General features: G+C 70.7%; 18 protein-coding genes. 14 read left to right on the forward strand and 4 right to left on the reverse strand.

The window, feature by feature from the left end:
* The first annotated feature begins 3 nt into the window (after window positions 1-3).
* From nrfD to LPC04_RS11240, 11 genes are read left to right on the forward strand one after another with little or no spacing between them, the layout of a single operon-like run.
* Complete coding sequence (nrfD, locus tag LPC04_RS11190; RefSeq protein ID WP_275682301.1) at window positions 4-1,368, forward strand: NrfD/PsrC family molybdoenzyme membrane anchor subunit; 1,365 nt, start codon at window positions 4-6, stop codon at window positions 1,366-1,368.
* Complete coding sequence (locus LPC04_RS11195; RefSeq protein ID WP_275682302.1) at window positions 1,355-1,894, forward strand: DUF3341 domain-containing protein; 540 nt, start codon at window positions 1,355-1,357, stop codon at window positions 1,892-1,894. Before nrfD ends, LPC04_RS11195 begins: the two co-directional genes overlap by 14 nt.
* A complete protein-coding gene (locus tag LPC04_RS11200) occupies window positions 1,891-2,556 on the forward strand; it encodes a c-type cytochrome (RefSeq protein ID WP_275682303.1) in 666 nt (221 codons plus the stop codon). Before LPC04_RS11195 ends, LPC04_RS11200 begins: the two co-directional genes overlap by 4 nt.
* The gene (locus tag LPC04_RS11205) at window positions 2,556-3,662 is read left to right on the forward strand and encodes a hypothetical protein (protein ID WP_275682304.1); all 1,107 of its coding nucleotides are present in this window, start codon (window positions 2,556-2,558) and stop codon (window positions 3,660-3,662) included. The genes LPC04_RS11200 and LPC04_RS11205 overlap by 1 nt, the downstream gene beginning before the upstream one ends.
* A complete protein-coding gene (locus tag LPC04_RS11210; protein ID WP_275682305.1) occupies window positions 3,655-3,993 on the forward strand; it encodes a hypothetical protein in 339 nt (112 codons plus the stop codon). Before LPC04_RS11205 ends, LPC04_RS11210 begins: the two co-directional genes overlap by 8 nt.
* A complete protein-coding gene (locus tag LPC04_RS11215; RefSeq protein ID WP_275682306.1) occupies window positions 3,990-4,808 on the forward strand; it encodes an SCO family protein in 819 nt (272 codons plus the stop codon). Before LPC04_RS11210 ends, LPC04_RS11215 begins: the two co-directional genes overlap by 4 nt.
* Window positions 4,808-5,770, forward strand: a complete 963-nt coding sequence (gene coxB, locus LPC04_RS11220; RefSeq protein WP_275682307.1) for a cytochrome c oxidase subunit II — start codon at window positions 4,808-4,810, stop codon at window positions 5,768-5,770. Before LPC04_RS11215 ends, coxB begins: the two co-directional genes overlap by 1 nt.
* Window positions 5,767-7,365 (forward strand): cytochrome c oxidase subunit I, encoded by a 1,599-nt coding sequence (gene ctaD, locus LPC04_RS11225; protein WP_275682308.1) that lies wholly within the window; start codon window positions 5,767-5,769, stop codon window positions 7,363-7,365. The genes coxB and ctaD overlap by 4 nt, the downstream gene beginning before the upstream one ends.
* Window positions 7,362-7,982 carry a cytochrome c oxidase subunit 3 gene (locus LPC04_RS11230; protein ID WP_275682309.1) on the forward strand — a complete coding sequence of 207 codons (621 nt, stop codon included), beginning with the start codon at window positions 7,362-7,364 and terminating at the stop codon, window positions 7,980-7,982. Before ctaD ends, LPC04_RS11230 begins: the two co-directional genes overlap by 4 nt.
* Window positions 7,975-8,355 carry a cytochrome C oxidase subunit IV family protein gene (locus LPC04_RS11235; protein WP_275682310.1) on the forward strand — a complete coding sequence of 127 codons (381 nt, stop codon included), beginning with the start codon at window positions 7,975-7,977 and terminating at the stop codon, window positions 8,353-8,355. Before LPC04_RS11230 ends, LPC04_RS11235 begins: the two co-directional genes overlap by 8 nt.
* 10 nt (window positions 8,356-8,365) lie before the next feature.
* The gene (locus LPC04_RS11240; protein ID WP_275682311.1) at window positions 8,366-9,478 is read left to right on the forward strand and encodes a calcium:cation antiporter; all 1,113 of its coding nucleotides are present in this window, start codon (window positions 8,366-8,368) and stop codon (window positions 9,476-9,478) included.
* Here LPC04_RS11240 and LPC04_RS11245 read toward each other — a convergent pair.
* Window positions 9,475-12,645 (reverse strand): response regulator, encoded by a 3,171-nt coding sequence (locus tag LPC04_RS11245; RefSeq protein WP_275682312.1) that lies wholly within the window; start codon window positions 12,643-12,645, stop codon window positions 9,475-9,477. The two genes, LPC04_RS11240 and LPC04_RS11245, sit on opposite strands and share 4 nt — an antisense overlap.
* A gap of 181 nt (window positions 12,646-12,826) precedes the next feature.
* Window positions 12,827-13,168: a YXWGXW repeat-containing protein gene (locus LPC04_RS11250; protein ID WP_275682313.1), complete on the reverse strand. Its 342-nt coding sequence runs from the start codon at window positions 13,166-13,168 to the stop codon at window positions 12,827-12,829.
* 175 nt (window positions 13,169-13,343) lie between these two features.
* Between LPC04_RS11250 and LPC04_RS11255 the strand changes: the two genes are divergently transcribed.
* A complete protein-coding gene (locus LPC04_RS11255) occupies window positions 13,344-14,696 on the forward strand; it encodes a glucoamylase family protein (protein WP_275682314.1) in 1,353 nt (450 codons plus the stop codon).
* A 1-nt stretch (window position 14,697) separates the two neighbouring features.
* Here the strand turns inward: LPC04_RS11255 and LPC04_RS11260 are convergent, their stop codons facing one another.
* Window positions 14,698-15,894, reverse strand: a complete 1,197-nt coding sequence (locus LPC04_RS11260; protein WP_275682661.1) for an FAD-dependent oxidoreductase — start codon at window positions 15,892-15,894, stop codon at window positions 14,698-14,700.
* 204 nt (window positions 15,895-16,098) lie between these two features.
* On the opposite strand from LPC04_RS11260, the gene pal reads away from it, so the two are divergent.
* Entirely contained in the window at window positions 16,099-16,653 is a 555-nt protein-coding gene (gene pal, locus LPC04_RS11265; protein WP_275682315.1) for a peptidoglycan-associated lipoprotein Pal, read from the forward strand.
* A 179-nt stretch (window positions 16,654-16,832) separates the two neighbouring features.
* On the forward strand, window positions 16,833-17,345 hold the full coding sequence (locus LPC04_RS11270; RefSeq protein ID WP_275682316.1) for a MarR family winged helix-turn-helix transcriptional regulator: 513 nt from the start codon (window positions 16,833-16,835) through the stop codon (window positions 17,343-17,345).
* 61 nt (window positions 17,346-17,406) lie between these two features.
* On the opposite strand, the gene LPC04_RS11275 is transcribed toward LPC04_RS11270, so the two are convergent.
* The gene (locus LPC04_RS11275; RefSeq protein WP_275682317.1) at window positions 17,407-17,640 is read right to left on the reverse strand and encodes a hypothetical protein; all 234 of its coding nucleotides are present in this window, start codon (window positions 17,638-17,640) and stop codon (window positions 17,407-17,409) included.
* Window positions 17,641-17,723: the final 83 nt, after the last annotated feature.

Raw genomic sequence — 17,723 nt, forward strand, 5'->3', positions numbered from 1 at the left:
GCCATGACGACGCCGCCTGTCTCCGCCGACGACCAGGTGCTGCGCCCCGGCTGGGGCTACGCGAGCGTCACCGACAAGATCGCCGGCCTGGTGTTGACGCGCCCGGTGCGCTGGCCGTGGCTCGCGGCCTTCCTCGCGACGCTCGCGGGCACGATCGTCTACCTCGGCGCGATCACGTACTTGTTCATCGAGGGCGTCGGCATCTGGGGCATCAACATCCCCGTCGGCTGGGGCTTCGCCATCGCCAACTTCGTCTGGTGGGTGGGCATCGGGCACGCGGGCACGTTCATCTCCGCGGTGCTGCTGTTGCTGCGACAGAAGTGGCGCACGTCGATCAACCGCTTCGCCGAGGCCATGACGCTGTTCGCCGCCGGCATGGCGGGCCTGTTCCCGATCCTGCACCTGGGCCGGCCGTGGTTCGCGTACTGGCTCGCGCCGTATCCCGACCACATGAACCTGTGGCCGCAGTGGCGCAGTCCGCTGGTGTGGGACGTGTTCGCGATCTCGACCTACCTGCTCGTGTCGGCGCTGTTCTGGTATCTCGGCATGCTGCCCGACCTCGCGACGCTGCGCGACAAGGCGAGGACGCGCGGCAAGCAGCTGACGTACGGCCTGCTCGCGCTCGGCTGGCGCGGCGAGTCGCGCCACTGGGCGCGCCACGAGACGGCCTACCTGCTGTTGGCCGGCCTCGCGACGCCGCTGGTGGTGTCGGTGCACTCGGTCGTCGCGATGGACTTCGCGATCGGCAACACGCCCGGCTTCCACTCGACGATCTTCCCGCCCTACTTCGTCTGCGGCGCGCTGTTCTCGGGCTTCGCGATGGTGCTGACGATCGCGATCCCGCTGCGGCGCGCGTTCGACCTGAAGGACTTCATCACGGAGGTGCATCTCGACCACGCGGCCAAGGTGCTGCTGGCGACGGGATCGCTCGTGGCCTACGGCTACCTGGTGGAGAACTTCATGGCCTTCTTCAGCGGCGACCGCTTCGAGGTCGCGATGACCGTCGACCGCTGGACCGGCTTCTACGCACCGGTCTACTGGACGATGATGGTCTTCAACGTGCTGGCGCCGCAGGTGCTGTGGTGGCGCGCGGCGCGGCGCAGCACGGTGCTGCTGTTCGCGCTGTCCATCGTCGTCAACCTGGGCATGTGGATGGAGCGCTTCACCATCGTCGTGCAGAGCACGCACCACGACTTCATGCCGTCCGCCTGGGGCCTGTTCATCCCGACGCGCTGGGACTGGATCATGCTGTTCGGCTCGATCAGCATGTTCGCCTGGCTGTTCCTGGCGTTCATCCGGCTGCTGCCGACGATCTCGATCTCGGAGATGCGCGAGCTGGTCAAGGAGGAACACGATGGCGACGCGTGATCCTCGTTGGTCCTTGATGGCCGAGTACGACGGCGCCGAGGCGCTGGTCGCCGCGGCGCAGGCCGCGCACGACGCGGGCTATCGCCGCGCCGAAGCCTACGCGCCGTACGCGATCGAGGGACTGGCCGAGGCCGTCGGATTCCGGCGCAGCCGCATTCCGCTGCTCGTGCTGGCCGGCGGGCTCGTCGGCGGCGCCGGCGGCTATTTCCTGCAGTGGTACGCGGCGGTGGTGTCGTATCCCGAGGAGATCGGCGCGCGGCCCCTGCACAGCTGGCCGATGTTCATCCCGGTCACCTTCGAGATGACGATCCTGTTCGCCGCGCTCACCGCGTTCTTCGCGGTGCTGGTCGGCAACGGCCTGCCGCGCCTGGCGCACCCGATCTTCGACGCGCCCGACTTCGACCTCGCCACGCGCAACCGCTTCTTCCTGTGCCTGCGCACGGACGACCCCGTGTTCGACGAGGCCAGCGCGCGCGCGCTGCTCGACGCCACCGCGCCGCTGCGCGTCGAGGAGGTGGCGCGATGACCCGCTGGCTCCTGCTGGTCGCGGCGGCCTGCGCGCTTGCCGGCTGCGAGCGCACGATGAAGAACATGTACGTGCAGCCGAAGCTGGGGCCCGACGCCGGCAGCCCGCTGTGGGCGGACGGCAAGGGCTCGCGGCCGCCGCCGCCCGGCAGCGTGGCGATCGCGTCGGGCGATCTCGCCAAGACCAGCAGCGGACGCCACGGCCGCGACGAGATCGAGGCGCGCGAGGCCGCCGACGCCGCGAGTGCCCCACCCCGTATCGACCTCGCCCTGCTGCGACGCGGCCAGGCGCGCTACGACGTCGACTGCGCGCCCTGCCACAGCATCGTCGGCGACGGCGACGGCATGGTCGTGCGGCGCGGCTTCCCGCGTCCGCCGACCTTCCACCAGGCGCGGCTGCGCGACGTGCCCGATCGCCACCTCTTCGACGTCATCACGCAGGGCTACGGTGTGATGGTGCCCTACGCCGACCGCGTGACGCCGCAGGATCGCTGGGCCATCGTGGCCTACATCCGCGCGCTGCAGCTGAGCCAGGACGCCCACGTCGCCGATCTGCCGGTCGACCTGCAGGCCGGCCTTCGCGCGCTGCCCGCGCCCCCGCGCGCGCCAGCGTCCCGCGCGAGCGCGCCCGCGCTCGGCGCGTCCGATCCGGAGACGAGCTGATGCGCGGGCTGCTGCGTCCTCCCATCGCCGACACCGTCGCGGCGCTCGCGCTCGCCATCGCGCTGCCCGCGCTGTGGGTCGCGCCGACGCTGTTCTTCGCAAGCTGGCTCGCGGCCTGGTGGTTCTGGCTGGGCGCGATCATGGGCGGCCTCGCCGCGACGTGGATCCACGCGCTGACGGGTGGCCGCTGGGGCGAGGCGCTGCGCCTGGCGACGCTGCCGCTCGCGCGCGGGCTGCCGTGGCTGCTGCTGCTGTTCCTGCCGCTGGCCGCGGGCATGGCGCGCGTGTTCCCGTGGGCCGGCCGCGACGTCGCCTGGGCCCACGATCTCGACGCGCCCGCGTTCCAGCGCGCCTGGTTCGCGCCGCTGGCGTTCTGGATCCGCATGGCGATCTACGGGGCGATCTGGTTCGCGACGTCGCGCCCCGCGACGCTCGCGCGCAAGGGCCGCGTCGCCATCGCGCTGATGGCGCATCTCGTGGTGGGCACGCTCGCGTCCGTCGACCTCGTGATGACGCTGGTGCCCGGCTGGTACAGCACCGGCAACGGCCTGGTCAACCTCGCCGGCGGCGCGTCGGGCGGCAGCGCGCTGGCCATCGCCATCGTCGCGCGCCTCGCGCCGGATCGCTTCCCGACACCGCCGCCCCGCCCCGCGCGGCCGCGCGTGCCGCCGGTCTGGCGCGACCTGGGCAACCTGCTGCTGATGTGGACGATGCTGTGGGCCTACGTGGCCTTCGTCGAGTTCCTGATCATCTGGGCCGAGGACCTGCCGCGCGAGATCGCCTGGTTCGTGCCGCGGCTCGATACCGGGTGGGCGTATGTTGGCATCGGCCTCGCGGCATTGCAGTTCGCGCTGCCGCTCGTTTGCCTGTTGATGCGCGCCATCAAGGACGATCCGCGCCGCCTCGCGCGGCTGGCGACCTGGATCGCCGTCGGGCAGGTCGCGAACTGCGCGTGGCTGGTCGTGCCGTCGATCGAGGCGCACGGCTGGTTGGCGTGGTGGCTCGTGCCGTCGCTGGCCGTCGCGATGGGACTGCCGATCGTCGCGCGCGTGCTGCGCACGTTCGAGCCGGCACCGCTCGTCGTCGAGGAGGCCGCGCATGCGTGACGACGGCCTGCCGATCCGTCGCCTGCTGCTCGTCGGCGTCGCCATCGTCGCGGCGGTGGCCGTCGCGATCGGCGTCGTGCTGGCGATCCTCGCGCATCGCCGCGTGCCCGTCGGCGGCGCCGCCATCGACAGGCCCGCGCAACTCGGCACCGAGCTGCCGATGCTGCAGACCGCGCCGCAGCCCGACCTCGCCGCGTACAAGGCCGCCAAGCTGCACGCGCTGCACGATCTGGGCTGGATCGATGCGGCCAGCGGCGTCGCCCACGTGCCCATCGAGACGGCCATGGCGCTGCGCGTGGCGCAGGCAGCGAGCGCGGGAGCGTCGCGATGAAGGCATGCGTCGTCCTCGCGCTCGTGCTCGCGCACGCCGGCGCGTTCGCCCAGGCGCTCGCCCCCGCACGCGACGGGCCGCTCGCGCCCACGCCCGCCGCGCCGGCCGTCGGCTTCACGCAGCACCTCGACGCGCAGCTTCCGCTGGCCGTGCCGTTCACGGACAGCGCCGGCCATGCCGTGAGCCTCGCCGACGAATTCCCGCCCGACGCCGGCGCGACGCTGCTGATGCTCGGCTATCACCGCTGCCCGCAACTGTGCGGACTCGCGACGCAGGGCGTGCTCGAGGCCTTGCGCCAGAGCGGCTTGCCGGCCGCGGCGGCGCGCGTGCTGTTCGTCAGCATCGACCCCGCCGAATCCGCCGCCGACGCCGCGGACAAGCGCCGCGCCGATATCGGCTACGCACGCCTGCTGGCCGGGGCGCCGCCCGTCGAGCCCGCCGCCATCGAGCGCCTCGTCGGCCCGCCCGCCAGCATCGCCGCGCTGGCCGGACGCGTCGGCTTCGTCTCGCAGCCGGGCGACGCGGCAGCGCGCTTCGCGCATCCCGCCGGCGTCGTCGTCGTCACGCCCGACGGCCGCGTCTCGCGCTACCTGATGGGCGTGCGCTTCGACCCCGCGGAACTGCGCGCCGCCATCGAGGAGGCGCGTGCCGGCCAGGTCGGGAGCCTCAGCGACCGCCTCGCGCTGCTGTGCGCGCACCTCGACCCGCGTACCGGCGCGCACAGCGAGGCGGTGCTGGTGGGCATGCGCGTCACCGGGCTCGCGACGCTGGTGCTGCTGGCCGCGTTCGTAGGGCGTCGCAGGAGAACGCGCTGATGGCCGCCGACACCGACGCCGCACTGTCTTCCGGCTTCCACCTGATGGACGCCGCCGCCTCGACGCAGGCCGGCCGCACCGACGCGATCTTCCTGGCGATGGTGCTGCTGTGCGGGACGGTCGCGCTCGTGCTGCTGGTGCTGGTCGTCCTCTTCTCGATCCGCTATCGGCGCGGCAGCCACATCGACCGCACGCCGCCGCGCGAGCTGCGCGGCATCGAGATCGCCTGGACGATCGCGCCGCTGCTCGTGTTCTTCGGCATCTTCGGCTGGGCCGCGCGCGACTTCGTCACGCTGGCCGATCCCCCCGCCGACGCGCTGCCCGTCACGGTCGTCGCCAAGCAGTGGATGTGGAAGCTGCAGCACCGCAACGGCCGGCGCGAGATCAACGAGCTGCACGTCCCCCTGGGCGAGCCGGTGGTGGTGACGATGACGTCCGAGGACGTGATCCACAGCTTCTTCATCCCGGCCTTCCGCATCAAGCAGGACGTGCTGCCGGGCCGCTACACGCGCCTTTGGTTCACGGCCACGCAACTGGGCAACTTCCCGCTGTTCTGTTCAGAGTACTGCGGCAGCGAACATTCGCAGATGATCGGCCGCGTCGTCGTGATGACGCCCGCCGACTACGGCCGCTGGCTCGCGGGCGGGCCGGCGCAGCCCAGCATGGGGCAGTACGGCTTCGCGCTGTTCCGCCAACTGGGCTGCTCGGGCTGCCACGACGCGCGCTCGACGATCCACGCGCCGCTGCTGGACGGCATCGCCGGCCGCACGACTCACCTGCAGGACGGCCGCACGGTGGTCGCCGACGCCAACTACCTGCGCGATTCGATCCTGGTGCCGAACAAGGACGTCGTCGCCGGCTTCGAACCGGTGATGCCGTCGTATGCGGGACAGGTCAGCGAGGAGGACCTGGGCGCGCTGATCGACTACCTGCAATCCACGAGCAAGCGGGATTCGCCATGACGACCAGCTATCTCGACGACGGCCTGACGATCCGCTCGTGGCTCACGACGACGGATCACAAGCGCATCGCGATCCTCTACGCGATCGCGATCACCGCGTTCTTCTTCGTCGGCGGCGCCGCGGCCACGGTCATCCGGCTCGAGCTCGCGACGCCGCAGGGCGACCTGGTCTCGCACGATGCCTACGACAAGCTGTTCACCGCGCACGGCGTGATCATGGTGTGGCTGTTCCTGATCCCGTCGATCCCGTCGGTGCTGGGCAACTTCCTGCTGCCGCTGATGATCGGCGCGAAGGACCTCGCGTTTCCGCGGCTGAACCTGGCCTCGTGGTACCTCTACGTCGCCGGCGGGCTCGTCACGCTGGAGGCGCTGTTCCTCGGCGGCGTCGACACCGGCTGGACGTTCTACACGCCCTACTCGACGATGTTCTCCAACACCTACGTCGTGCTGACGCTGGTGGGCGTGTTCATCACCGGCTTCTCGTCCATCCTCACCGGCCTGAACTTCATCGTCACGATCCACACGCTGCGCGCGAAGGCGATGGGCTGGTTCAGGCTGCCGCTGTTCGCATGGGGCATGTACGCGACCAGCCTGATCCTGGTTCTCGCGACGCCGGTGCTGGCGATCACGGTGCTGCTGGTGATCGCCGAGCGGCTGTTCCAGGTCGGCATCTTCGACCCGGCGTTCGGCGGCGACCCGCTGCTGTTCCAGCACCTGTTCTGGTTCTACTCGCACCCGGCGGTCTACGTGATGATCCTGCCGGCAATGGGCGTGGTCAGCGAGATCATCCCGTGCTTCGCGCGCCGGCCCATCTTCGGCTACCGCTCGATGGCCTACGCGATCATGACGATCGCCAGCGTCGGCTTTCTCGTCTGGGGCCACCACATGTTCGTCAGCGGCCAGTCGCTGACGGCCAGCATGGTGTTCTCGCTGCTGAGCTTCATCGTCGCGATCCCGTCGGCCATCAAGGTGTTCAACTGGACAGCCACGCTGTACAAGGGCTCGATCCGCTTCGACGCCCCGATGCTCTACGCGCTCGGCTTCGTCGGCCTGTTCACGATCGGCGGGCTCACCGGGCTGTTCCTCGCGTCGCTGGCGTTGGACGTGCACCTGACCGACACCTACTTCGTCGTCGCGCACTTCCACTACATCATGGTGGGCGGCGCGGTGATGGCCTATTTCGCCGGGCTGCATTTCTGGTGGCCCAAGGTGACCGGCCGCCTGTATCCCGAGGTGTGGTCGCGCATCGCCGCGGTGGTCGTGTTCGTCGGCTTCAACCTGACGTTCTTCCCGCAGTTCCTGCTGGGCGTCGAGGGCATGCCGCGGCGCTACCACGCATACCCCCCGCAGTTCCAGGTGCTCAACCTGTTCTCGTCGGCCGGCGCAGGCGTGCTGGCGATCGGCTACCTGATGCCGCTGGTCTATCTCGCCTGGTCGCTGCGCCACGGCGCGCGCGCCGGCGACAACCCGTGGGCCGCCAAGGGCCTGGAATGGCAGACGCGTTCACCGCCGCCGACGGAGAACTTCGACGTGCCGCCGACGGTGCCCGAGATCGTCTACGACTACGTCGCCGCGGAGCCCGAGGTCGCGCCATGACGACGGCGACGCTGCTCGAGCCCAAGGACGAGCCCGACATCGGCAAGCTCGGCATGTGGGTGTTCCTCGCCAGCGAGGTGCTGTTCTTCGGCGGCCTGTTCCTCGCGTACCTCTATGGCCGCACGCACTGGCCGCAGGGCTGGGCCGCGGGCTCGCGCCATGCCGACGTGGTGCTGGGGACCGTCAACACCGCGTTGCTGTTGACCAGCAGCGCCGTGGTCGCGCTCGCGGTGGCGTGCGAGGAAGACGCGAAGCAACGCCGCTGGACCGCGCGCCTTCTCGCACTGACGGCCGTCCTCGGCGCGACCTTCCTCGCCGTCAAGGGCTTCGAGTGGCACGCCGAATGGGACGAGCACCTGTTCCCCGGCCCGTCCTTCGCGCTGGCCGTGCCGGGAGCGCAGGAGTTCTTCGCGCTGTACTTCGTGATGACCGGGCTGCACGCGGTGCACATGATCGTCGGCGTCGCCGTGCTGGCCGTCCTCGCGCGCGGGCGCTCGCGCGACCGCGCCTGGGCCCGCGCGCGGCATCTCGAGGCCGCGGCGCTGTACTGGCACTTCGTCGACGTCGTCTGGATCTTCCTGTACCCGCTGCTGTATCTGGTGCAACGCCATGGCTGAAGACCGGCGCTTCGCCCGCACCGCGCGCACGCTGGGCCTTGCGTGGATCGCGCTGCTGGCGCTGATGCTCGCGAGCCTGGGCAGCGCGTACCTGAAGCTGGGGCCGTGGAACATGGTCGGCGGCCTCGTGATCGCCGCGATCAAGGCGGCCATCGTCGCGTGGCTGTTCATGCGGCTGCGCGAGGCGGGGCCGCTGATCCGGCTGGTGGCCGTCGTCGGGCTGGGCGTCTGGGGCATCCTGATCGCGCTGAGCGGCGTCGACTACGAGACGCGCGCGCTGACGCCCGCGGCCGTGCAGCGGCCGCAGCAGCTGCTGCCGCCGCAGCCCGCGTCGCAGCCGCTGCCCACTATCATCGGCGCTCCGCCATCATGAAGCCGGCCTGATGCTCACCTTCCTGCGCCACGAGTGGTCCCTGCTGGTCGCCGCGCTCGCGCTGATCGTCTCGCTGCCGCTGGAACACGCGATCGTCGCGGCCGGCCAGGCGCCGTCGCTCGCGGCCTCCGTGCTGCTGATCGCGGCGATCCTGGTCGCGTCGGTGCGGGTCGCCCACCACGCCGAGACGCTCGCCGAGCGCCTGGGCGAGCCCTACGGCACGATGGTCCTCACGCTCAGCGCCGTGCTGGTCGAGGTGGTGATCCTCGCGATCCTCATGAGCCAGTCGCCCTCGCCCACGCTCGCGCGCGACACGATCTATTCGGCGGTGCAGCTGGACATCAACGCGCTGCTGGGCCTGTCGGCGCTGCTGGGCGGCCTGCGCCACGGCGAGCAGCCGTACAACATCGACTCCGGCAACACCTACGTCGTGATGATCCTGACAGGGCTGGGCGTGTCCATGGTGCTGCCGGCCTTCGTGCCGGCCGCGCACTGGCAGAGCTACTCGGTGTTCACGATCGTCGTGATGGTGGTGCTGTACGGCCTGTTCCTGCGCCTGCAGACCGGCCGCCACAGCTATTTCTTCAGCTACACGTACGCGCAGAAGCCGCAGGGCGCGGAGCGGCTGGCCGAGCACGAGGCGCAGCACGACGACCAGCATCCGACCGGCAGCCTCGCGCTGCCGCTGCTGGGCATCGCGGTGGGCATCGCGCTGATCGGCATGCTGTCCGAGGTGATGGCCGCGACGCTGGAGGTCGGACTCGCCGGCACCGGCGCGCCGCCCATCGTCGCGCCGCTGGTCGTCGCGACGATCTCCGCGAGCCCCGAGATCCTCACCGCCCTGCGCGCGGCACTGGCCAACCGCATGCAGCCGGTGGTCAACATCGCGCTCGGCGCCTCGCTCGCCACCGTCGTCCTGACGGTGCCGGTGATCGAGGCGCTGGCGCTGTTCACGCACCATCCGATCGCGATGGCGCTGAGCGTGCCGCAGATGGTGATGACGCTGCTGACGCTGCTCGTGGCCACCATCAACATCCACGACGGCGAGACCAACGCCATCGAGGGCCTGACGCACTTCGTGCTGTTCGCGGCCTTCCTGATGCTGTCGGCGATGGGGCTCTAGCGTCGCTCGCCGTTGAGGGCGTTCGCGACCGCGGACTCGAGATCCTCCGGCGAGAACGGCTTGACCAGCACCGCGGCGGCCTCGATCCCTGCCCGCGCCGGCGCGCCGGGGTCGCCCGTCGCGAAGATGACCGCCAGCCGCGGCTGGCGCGCGATCGCGTCGCGCGCGAGATCGATGCCCGACACCCTGGGCAGGCCGATGTCCGTCACCAGCACGTCCACCGGCCTGGCCTCGAGCGCTGCCAGCGCCGACGCCGCGTCGTGGGCCTGCAGCACGACATGTCCGCTGACGCCCAGCAGCTCGGCGAGCGTCTCGCGGATGAACTCGTCGTCCTCGACGAGCAGCACCGTGCCGACGCGTGCGACTGGCAGCGGCATCGGCGCGGGCGCGCTCGTCTCCACCAGCACGCGCTGCTGCGCCTGGTTCGCCAGCACGTGGCGGATCTTGCGCGCCAGCGCCTCGCGCGTGTAGGGCTTGGACAGCAGCTCGACGCCGCGGTCGAGCCGGCCACCGTGCACGATCGCGTTCTCGGTGTAGCCCGACGTGAACAGCACCGCCAGCCCGGGCAGCCGCTCCTTGGCCTTGCGCGCCAGCTCGGGGCTGCGCAGCGGGCCGGGCATCACGACGTCGGTGAACAGCACGTCGATGGGCATGCCGCTCTCGATGATGCTCAGCGCGCCCATCGCCTCGCGCGCCTTCAGCACGCGGTAGCCGAGATCAGTGAGCAGGCCCACCGCGGTCTCGCGCACCTCGTCGTCGTCCTCCACGACGAGGACGGTCTCGCTGCCGCCGCGCACCGGCGCGGCCGTCTCGTCGGCCAGCGCGTCCTCGGACTGGTGCACGCGCGGCAGGTAGATCCTGATCGTCGTGCCCTGGCCCAGCTCGCTGTAGATCTTCACGTGGCCGCCCGACTGCTTGACGAAGCCGTAGACCATCGACAGGCCGAGCCCGGTGCCCTTGCCCTCCGGCTTGGTGCTGAAGAACGGCTCGAACACGCGCTCGAGAAGCTCGGGCGCGATACCCGATCCCGTATCGGTGACGCCGACCATCACGTACTGGCCCGGCTGCAGGTCCTCATGCAGGCGGCAGTACTCGTCGTCCAGCATCGCGTTGCCGGCCTCTATCGTCAGCTTGCCGCCATCGGGCATCGCGTCGCGCGCATTGATGCCGAGGTTGAGGATTGCGTTCTCGATCTGGCCCGGGTCGACCAGCGCGTTCCACAGGCCGCCCGAGATCACCGTCTCGAGCTCGATCTCCTCGCCGAGCGCGCGCCTGAGCATGTCGTCCATGCCCTTGATGAAGCGGCCGATGTTGAGCACCTTGGGCTCGAGCGGCTGGCGGCGGCCGAAGGCCAGCAGCTGCGACGCCAGCTTGGCGCCGCGCGTGACGCCGCCGATGGCGCTCTGCACCCGCTTCTCGGCGCGCTCGTTGCCGGCCACCTCGCGCCGCAGCAGCTGCAGGTTGCCGCTGATCACCTGCAGCAGGTTGTTGAAGTCGTGCGCGACGCCGCCGGTGAGCTGGCCCAGGGACTCCATGCGCTGCGCCTGCCGCAGCGCGGCCTGCGCCGCCTCGCGCTCGCCCGACTCGTGCTGGAGCTTCCGGAGCGCGTCGGCCAGCTCGGTCGTGCGCAACGTCACGCGCTGCTCCAGCGTCTCGTTGAGCGCCTGCAGCGCCGACTCCGCACGGTGCTGGTGCGTGACGTCGAAGCCGTTGACGAACAGGCCCTCGACCGCGCCGTCGGCGTTGACGATCGGCTGGTAGACCAGGTTGATGAAGCGCTCTTCCAGCGCCGCCGCGCGCGCGCGCTGCAGCTGCACCTTCATGTTCGTTCCGACGAAGGGCGTCGCGCTGTCGAAGCAGTTGTCCAGCAGCTCGAAGAAGCCCTGGCCCTCGACCTCGGGCAGGGCCTCGCGCACCGCCAGTCCGACAACCTCGCGATGGCCGATCAGCTGCAGGTAGGCGTTGTTGGCGAACTCGAAGCGATGCTCGCGGCCCGCCAGCAGTGCCATGAAGCTGGGCGACTGCTCGAACAGCCGCTGCATGCGGTCGCGCTCCTGCGTGCGCAACGCCACCTCGCTGGTGAGCTGGAGGTTGGCCTGCGCCAGCGCGTCGGCCGCGGCCTCGCGCAGCGCAACGGCCTCCGCCAGAGTCTGGGCGCGGCGGCGTTCGGCATCGTAGACGCGCGCGCCCGCCAGGCTCGACGAGAGCTGGCCGGCCAGCAGGCCCAGGTACGACAGGTAGTCGGCGTCGCCGGGCCGATACGGATTCAGGCCCACCAGCAGCGCCCCCACGGGATGCTCCGAGCCCTGGCCGACGATGGGCACGATGGCCGCGCGCGCCGGCGGGATCGCCCAGGCGCCCATCGGGTAGCCGAGCTGGGGCACGAGGTCGACCTCGATCGCCTGCGCGTCGCGCCAGATCGTGCCGACGTCCCACAGCGCGTCGCGCGTGGCCACGGCGCGGCGCGCGAGCTCGCTGCCCTCGGGGACGTTGGTCATGCCCGCCACGTGCGCGGCGCCGTCGGCGTCGAACAGGTAGGTGACGGTGAACGGCAGGTCGCGGCCGTTGCTGCCCAGCGCGCGCGCTGCCGCGCGCAGCACTTCGGGCTCGCCCTCGGCGCCGGTCAGGTTGGTGGCGAGCGCGCCCAGCGAGGCCAGCCGGCGTTCGCTGATGACGCGCTCGGTCTCCTCGGTCACCGCGCAGAAGATGCCCTCGACGCGCCCGGAGTCGCCGCGCAGCGGGCTGTACGAGAACGTGTGGTAAGTCTCCTCCGGAAAGCCGCGCCGGTTGATCAGCAGCAGCAGCGCGCGGTCCCACGTCGACGCGCCGTCGTGATAGACGCTGTGCAGCCGATCCTTGATGTCGTCCCAGATCTCCGGGTAGATCAGCCGGATCGGCTGGCCCAGCGACTGCGGATGCTTGCTCCCGAGCGTCGGGCGGTAGGCGTCGTTGTAGAAGAAGTGGATGTCGTCGCCCCACCCCAGCCACATCTCGAAGCGCGAGGTGAGCAGCAGCCCCAGCGCCACCTTCAGCGAACTGGCCCAACCCGATACCGGGCCCAGCGGCGTGGACGCCCAGTCGTGGGCGCGCATGAGGCGCGCCGTGTCGCTGTCGCCGATGAAGACGTCGTCGTGCGCGCCGTGCGGCGACGTTGGATCGGAACTCATGTGCCCCCTCGTGCACCGGCCGCCGCGGCAATCCGGTCGTTTGTTCGTCGATGGCCGCGCCTGCGCGCGGCCGAGCCGACGCGTGATGGCAATCGCCGTGCCCACGCGCGGGCGCCCGCGAGCGTGCAGCCGCGGCGGGTCATTCTGTCTCAGCGCCGCGGCGCGGCGCTGGAGTCGCCGGTCAGCGGCGCGCCCAGTAGCCCTCGCGCATGCGCCAGCCGTTGCCCTCGTGCACCCAGACGTGCGGCTCCCAGTAGTAGCCGCGGCGCGGCGCCATCCAGTGGCCCGCGACCCAGACGTGGCGGCCGTCGACCCAGTTCCAGTAGCCGTTCTCCCAGATGTAGCCCGCGTGCGGCGGGTCGCCCATCACCTCGACCTGGGCGACCGGCGGTGCGACGACCACGGTCTCGCCGATGAAATGCCCATGGCGCTGCGCGAAGGCCATCGGCGACGCGAGGCCCGCGGCGATCGCCACCGCGACGCAGCCGGCTCGAAGCAGGGATCCCGACGATGTCTTGTTCATGAGGAAGTCTCCTTGTTGACGGTTCCGGGCGACGACGCGTCCGCCCACCCGGCAGGGAGCAGGTTGGATGCCTGCGAACGGCCGCCTTCAGGGCTTGTTCAGGCCACGGGCACCCGTCTTGCCTCGGCCCTCCGACACACTTGGCACGCGGTCCCGGATACGCTGGCCCGAACCCATGAAGGTCGCCGCACTCACCCCTCCGTCGCCGCCCGAACTCCATCCGGAGCATGCCGACGTCGACATCGCCAGCCTGATCGAACGCGCGCAGCACCACGCGTTCGACTTCTTCGAGTCGACCACCGATCCCGTCAGCGGCCTGGTGCTCGACTCGACGCAGCCGGACAGCCCGTGCAGCATCACCGGCGTCGGCATGGCGCTGACCGCCTACCCGATCGGCGTCGAACGCGGATGGATGACGCGCACCCAGGCCGTCGGCATCACGCTGCGCACGCTGCGCTTCTTCGCCGGGGCCGACATGTCGGGCTCGCCGCAGTCCACCGGACATCGCGGCTTCTACTTCCACTTCCTCGACATGCGCACCGGCACGCGCGCGTGGAAGAGCGAGCTCTCGAGCATCGACACGTCCTTCCTGATCGCGGGCGTCATCGCCGCGGCGAGCTACTTCGACCGCGACACCGCGCAAGAGGCCGAGATCCGCGCCACCGCGAAGCTGCTGGTGGATCGCGTCGAGTGGGACTGGATGCGCAACTGCGACGGCGCGATCTGCCACGGCTGGAAGCCCGAGCGCGGCTTCCTGCGCTACCACTGGCGCGGCTACAGCGAGGGCCTGCTGATGATGGCGCTGGCGCTCGGCTCCGAACATCACGCGGTGCCCGTGTCCACCTGGGACGAGTGGCTCACCGGCTACCGCTGGCGCCGGATCTACGGCCACGAGCACCTCGCCGCCGGCCCGCTGTTCATCCACCAGTACTCGCACATGTGGATCGACTTCCGCGGCATCCAGGACGCCACCATGCGCGAGCGCGGCATCGACTACTTCGAGAACAGCCGCCGCGCGACGCTCGTGCAGCGCGAGTACGCGATCCGCAACCCCAAGCACTTCAAGGACTACTGCCAGAACTGCTGGGGCCTGACGGCCTGCGACGGTCCGGGGCCGCGCGAGATCATCGACGACGGCCGCAAGCGCAAGCTGCTCGCCTACGCCGCGCGCGGCGCGCCGTTCGGGCCCGACGACGGGACCGTCGCGCCGTGGGCCTCGGTCGCCTCGCTGCCCTTCGCGCCCGACGTCGTCATCCCGACGATGCAGCACATCGCGCGCATGGTGCGCAAGCATCCGAACTACACGCCCGGCAGTTCGTTCAACCCGACCCTGCGGGACGGCCACCACGCGCCGGGCTGGGTCTCGCCGTGGCGATTCGCGCTCAACAGCGGCCCGGTGATGCTGATGATCGAGAACTACCGCAGCGGGCTGCCTTGGGAGCTGATGAAGCGCAGCGCCACGATCCGGCGCGGACTCGAACGCGCGGACTTCCGCGGCGGGTGGCTGGCGGCGCAGCCCGACACCTGACTCAGCGCACGTGCTCCGGCCGGACGCCCACGCCGATGAACCACGCCGGGATGCGGCGCAGCAGCGGGACGCGGTCGACCAGGCGCAGGAACCACGGCATGCGCACCGGCTTGTCGGCCGCGAGGATGGGGGCGATCAGCCGATCCTGCATCGTGAGCTGCATGCGCTGCACCACGCGCACCGGCCATTCGCGGCGGCGCTGCACCCGCTGCAGCGCGGCGAGGTCGAGCTCGTGGTCGCGCAGCGGGCCGGCCAGCAGGCGTGCGGCCGCGACGCCGTCCTGCACCGCCAGGTTGATGCCGACGCCGCCGATCGGCGACATCGCGTGCGCCGCATCGCCGATGCACAGCAGGCCCGGCCTGGCCCACTCGCGCAGGCGGTCCACCGTCACCGACAACAACTTGACCTGCGCGTCCCAGTCCACGAGTTCCCTGACGCGATCGCCCAGCCACGGCGACAGCCCCAGCAGCGTCTCGTGCAGCGCGCCCAGGCCTCGGCTGCGCCAGGCCTCGGCCGAGCCCTTGGGGATCAGCAACGCGCATTGCCAGTAGTCGCCGCGCGCGATCATCACGAGCATGCGGCCGGCGTCGATCTGGCCGAACAGGTCGGGCGGATCGTCAGGCTGGCGCGAGACGCGCAGCCACAGCACGTCCATCGGCGCGCCGAAGTCCTGCGGCTGCAGGCCGGCCAGCCGGCGGATCGTCGAGTGGCGGCCGTCGGCGCCGACCACCAGCGCGGCGCGCACCTCGAGGTCGCCGTCGGGCGTCTTCGCGACGAGCCCGGCGACGCGCCCGCTCTCGGTGACCAGCTCCCGCGCCTCGGCCTGCATCACCAGGTGGAAGCGCGGCAGCTTGCGGGCGTGCTCGGCCAGGAAGTCGAGGAAATCCCACTGCGGCATCATCATCAGGAACTTGCAGTGCGCGGGCACGTGGCGGAAGTCGCCGATCTGCGCCTGCTCGCGGCCGACGCGCACCGCCACCTGGTGCAGCTTGTCGTGCGGGCGGCGCAGGAACTCCTCCAGCAGGCCGAGCTCGTGCATCACGTCCAGCGTCGACGGGTGGATCGTGTCGCCGCGGAAGTCGCGCAGGAAATCGGCGTGCTTCTCGAGCACGACGACATCCACGCCCGCGCGGGCGAGCAGGAAGCCCATCATCATCCCGGCCGGGCCGCCGCCGGCGATGACGCAATCCGTTTTCATTCTGTTCACGGAACAAATCCTGGTGGGCTGCCTCCAATCTCGCAGGCAGGGTCGACAAGCGGCAGGCAATGGCCGCACCCGATGCGCGGCGGACGCCGGATTGCATGCGATCTGCAAGCTCCGCGCAAGACCCTAGTAACATTTGTGCAAATACATCTGCTATCGTCGAGCTGTCATCGTCAACCGCCTTCCGGCCCAACTGCCATGAACCTCGACGCCCTGTCCACCGCCTTCACCCGCGTCGCCGCCCTCGGCGCCGCGCTCGCGCTCGCCGCCTGCGCCAGCAAGCCGATCGCCCCGCCAGCGCCCGCCCCCATGGCAGCAGCCGCCCCGGCGCCGGTCGCCGCCGCGCCGGCGCCCGTGGCCGCGCCGCCGGCCGTGGCCACCGCGCTGCCGGCGTATCTGGATCCGAACAGCCCGATCTCGCAGCAGCGCAGCGTGTACTTCGCGTTCGACGACGCGGCCTTCCGCGCGCAGGACAAGTCCGTCATCGAACTGCAGGGCCGCTACCTGGCGCAGCACCCCGAGCTGCACGTGCAGGTGGCCGGCAACACCGATGAGCGCGGCGGCAGCGAATACAACCTGGCCCTCGGCCAGCGTCGCGCGCAGTCGGTCAAGAACGCGCTGGACGTGCTGGGCGTGAAGGACTCGCAGGTCGAGGCCGTCAGCTACGGCAAGGAGAAGCCCAAGGCCGAGGGCCACGACGAGGCCGCCTGGCAGCAGAACCGCCGTGCGGACATCGTGTACCCGGCGTCGTAAGGAGTGTGTGTCGACCGGCGTGTGGTGCGCCGGTCGTTTTCGGGAGCGCTGGGTTCATCTCAGCTTCGGACGCCTTCAGGGGCGTCCGCTTTTTTGGGCGTGACATTCTTGTCGTGACCGTCGCGCGTACCGCGAACGGGTGACGGGCCACGGCCGGGTCGCCACTTATCATTTGCCGCATGGTCAATCGCCTCAAGCCGGTGCCCGACACCGGCGCCCTGCCCGCCGACGCCGAAGACGCCGCCATCTCGGTGCTGCGGCAATTCAGGCAGGTGTTCAACGCCGTCAAGTCGCACTTCCAGCAAGTGGAGAAGACGGTGGGCATGGGCGGCGCGCAGGTCTGGGCGCTGAGCCTCGTGCGCGACCACCCGGGCATCGGCGTGGGCGCGCTGGCCAAGGCGATGTCCATCCACCAGTCCACCGCGAGCAACCTGGTGCGCACGTTGATCGACCGCGAGATGGTCGTGGGCGTCAAGCAGGGTGCGGATCGCCGCGCCGTGCAACTGAACCTGCTGCCCGCCGGAGCCAAGGTGCTCAAGAACGCGCCCGGGCCCTTCGCCGGGCTGCTGCCCGACGCGCTCAAGTCGCTGCCGCCGGCGACGCTGGCGCGCCTGAACGCGGACCTCGCGCAGCTGATCGTGGCGATCGCGGCCGACGAGTCCGGCGCGTCGATCCCGCTGTCCGACATCTAGGCCGCATCACGCGGCCGGGCCGGACGTCCGACGCCCGTGGCCGGGCGCGGCGCCTCGCAGATTACGCGAGGTCGGCGTTCAGCGCCTCGAGGACGTCGTCCTCGACCGCGGCGTCGATCTCGTTGTCGAACTCGGCCAGTTCCTTCGCGCCGACCTTCGGGATCAGCGGGCGATCCAGCGGGCGGTAGACCTTGCGGTTCAGGCGGTTCAGGCGCTCCGAGCGCTCGACGGCCAGCAGGATCGTCTCCGGATTGGTCATCATGACGAACGGGTTCGAGAGGGTCGTGGATTGCATGAGGTGCTCCTGGGTGTTGCGTGGAGGAGGCTGCGAAGCGGCCTCTGTCCATGGAATGAACTGTAGAACCCGGCCCCTCGAAT

Origin of the sequence: Scleromatobacter humisilvae, from assembly GCF_023231945.1 — a bacterium.
Lineage (GTDB): Bacteria > Pseudomonadota > Gammaproteobacteria > Burkholderiales > Burkholderiaceae_C > Scleromatobacter > Scleromatobacter humisilvae.

Coding starts and splice junctions, on each gene's coding strand:
- pal (WP_275682315.1), top strand. CDS start 16,099: ATGAACCTCGACGCCCTGTCCACCGCCTTCACCCGCGTCGCCGCCCTC.
- LPC04_RS11275 (WP_275682317.1), bottom strand. CDS start 17,640: ATGCAATCCACGACCCTCTCGAACCCGTTCGTCATGATGACCAATCCG.
- LPC04_RS11210 (WP_275682305.1), top strand. CDS start 3,655: ATGCGTGACGACGGCCTGCCGATCCGTCGCCTGCTGCTCGTCGGCGTC.
- ctaD (WP_275682308.1), top strand. CDS start 5,767: ATGACGACCAGCTATCTCGACGACGGCCTGACGATCCGCTCGTGGCTC.
- LPC04_RS11215 (WP_275682306.1), top strand. CDS start 3,990: ATGAAGGCATGCGTCGTCCTCGCGCTCGTGCTCGCGCACGCCGGCGCG.
- LPC04_RS11245 (WP_275682312.1), bottom strand. CDS start 12,645: ATGAGTTCCGATCCAACGTCGCCGCACGGCGCGCACGACGACGTCTTC.
- LPC04_RS11255 (WP_275682314.1), top strand. CDS start 13,344: ATGAAGGTCGCCGCACTCACCCCTCCGTCGCCGCCCGAACTCCATCCG.
- LPC04_RS11260 (WP_275682661.1), bottom strand. CDS start 15,894: ATGAAAACGGATTGCGTCATCGCCGGCGGCGGCCCGGCCGGGATGATG.
- LPC04_RS11270 (WP_275682316.1), top strand. CDS start 16,833: ATGGTCAATCGCCTCAAGCCGGTGCCCGACACCGGCGCCCTGCCCGCC.
- LPC04_RS11205 (WP_275682304.1), top strand. CDS start 2,556: ATGCGCGGGCTGCTGCGTCCTCCCATCGCCGACACCGTCGCGGCGCTC.
- nrfD (WP_275682301.1), top strand. CDS start 4: ATGACGACGCCGCCTGTCTCCGCCGACGACCAGGTGCTGCGCCCCGGC.
- LPC04_RS11230 (WP_275682309.1), top strand. CDS start 7,362: ATGACGACGGCGACGCTGCTCGAGCCCAAGGACGAGCCCGACATCGGC.
- LPC04_RS11250 (WP_275682313.1), bottom strand. CDS start 13,168: ATGAACAAGACATCGTCGGGATCCCTGCTTCGAGCCGGCTGCGTCGCG.
- LPC04_RS11200 (WP_275682303.1), top strand. CDS start 1,891: ATGACCCGCTGGCTCCTGCTGGTCGCGGCGGCCTGCGCGCTTGCCGGC.
- LPC04_RS11235 (WP_275682310.1), top strand. CDS start 7,975: ATGGCTGAAGACCGGCGCTTCGCCCGCACCGCGCGCACGCTGGGCCTT.
- LPC04_RS11240 (WP_275682311.1), top strand. CDS start 8,366: ATGCTCACCTTCCTGCGCCACGAGTGGTCCCTGCTGGTCGCCGCGCTC.
- coxB (WP_275682307.1), top strand. CDS start 4,808: ATGGCCGCCGACACCGACGCCGCACTGTCTTCCGGCTTCCACCTGATG.
- LPC04_RS11195 (WP_275682302.1), top strand. CDS start 1,355: ATGGCGACGCGTGATCCTCGTTGGTCCTTGATGGCCGAGTACGACGGC.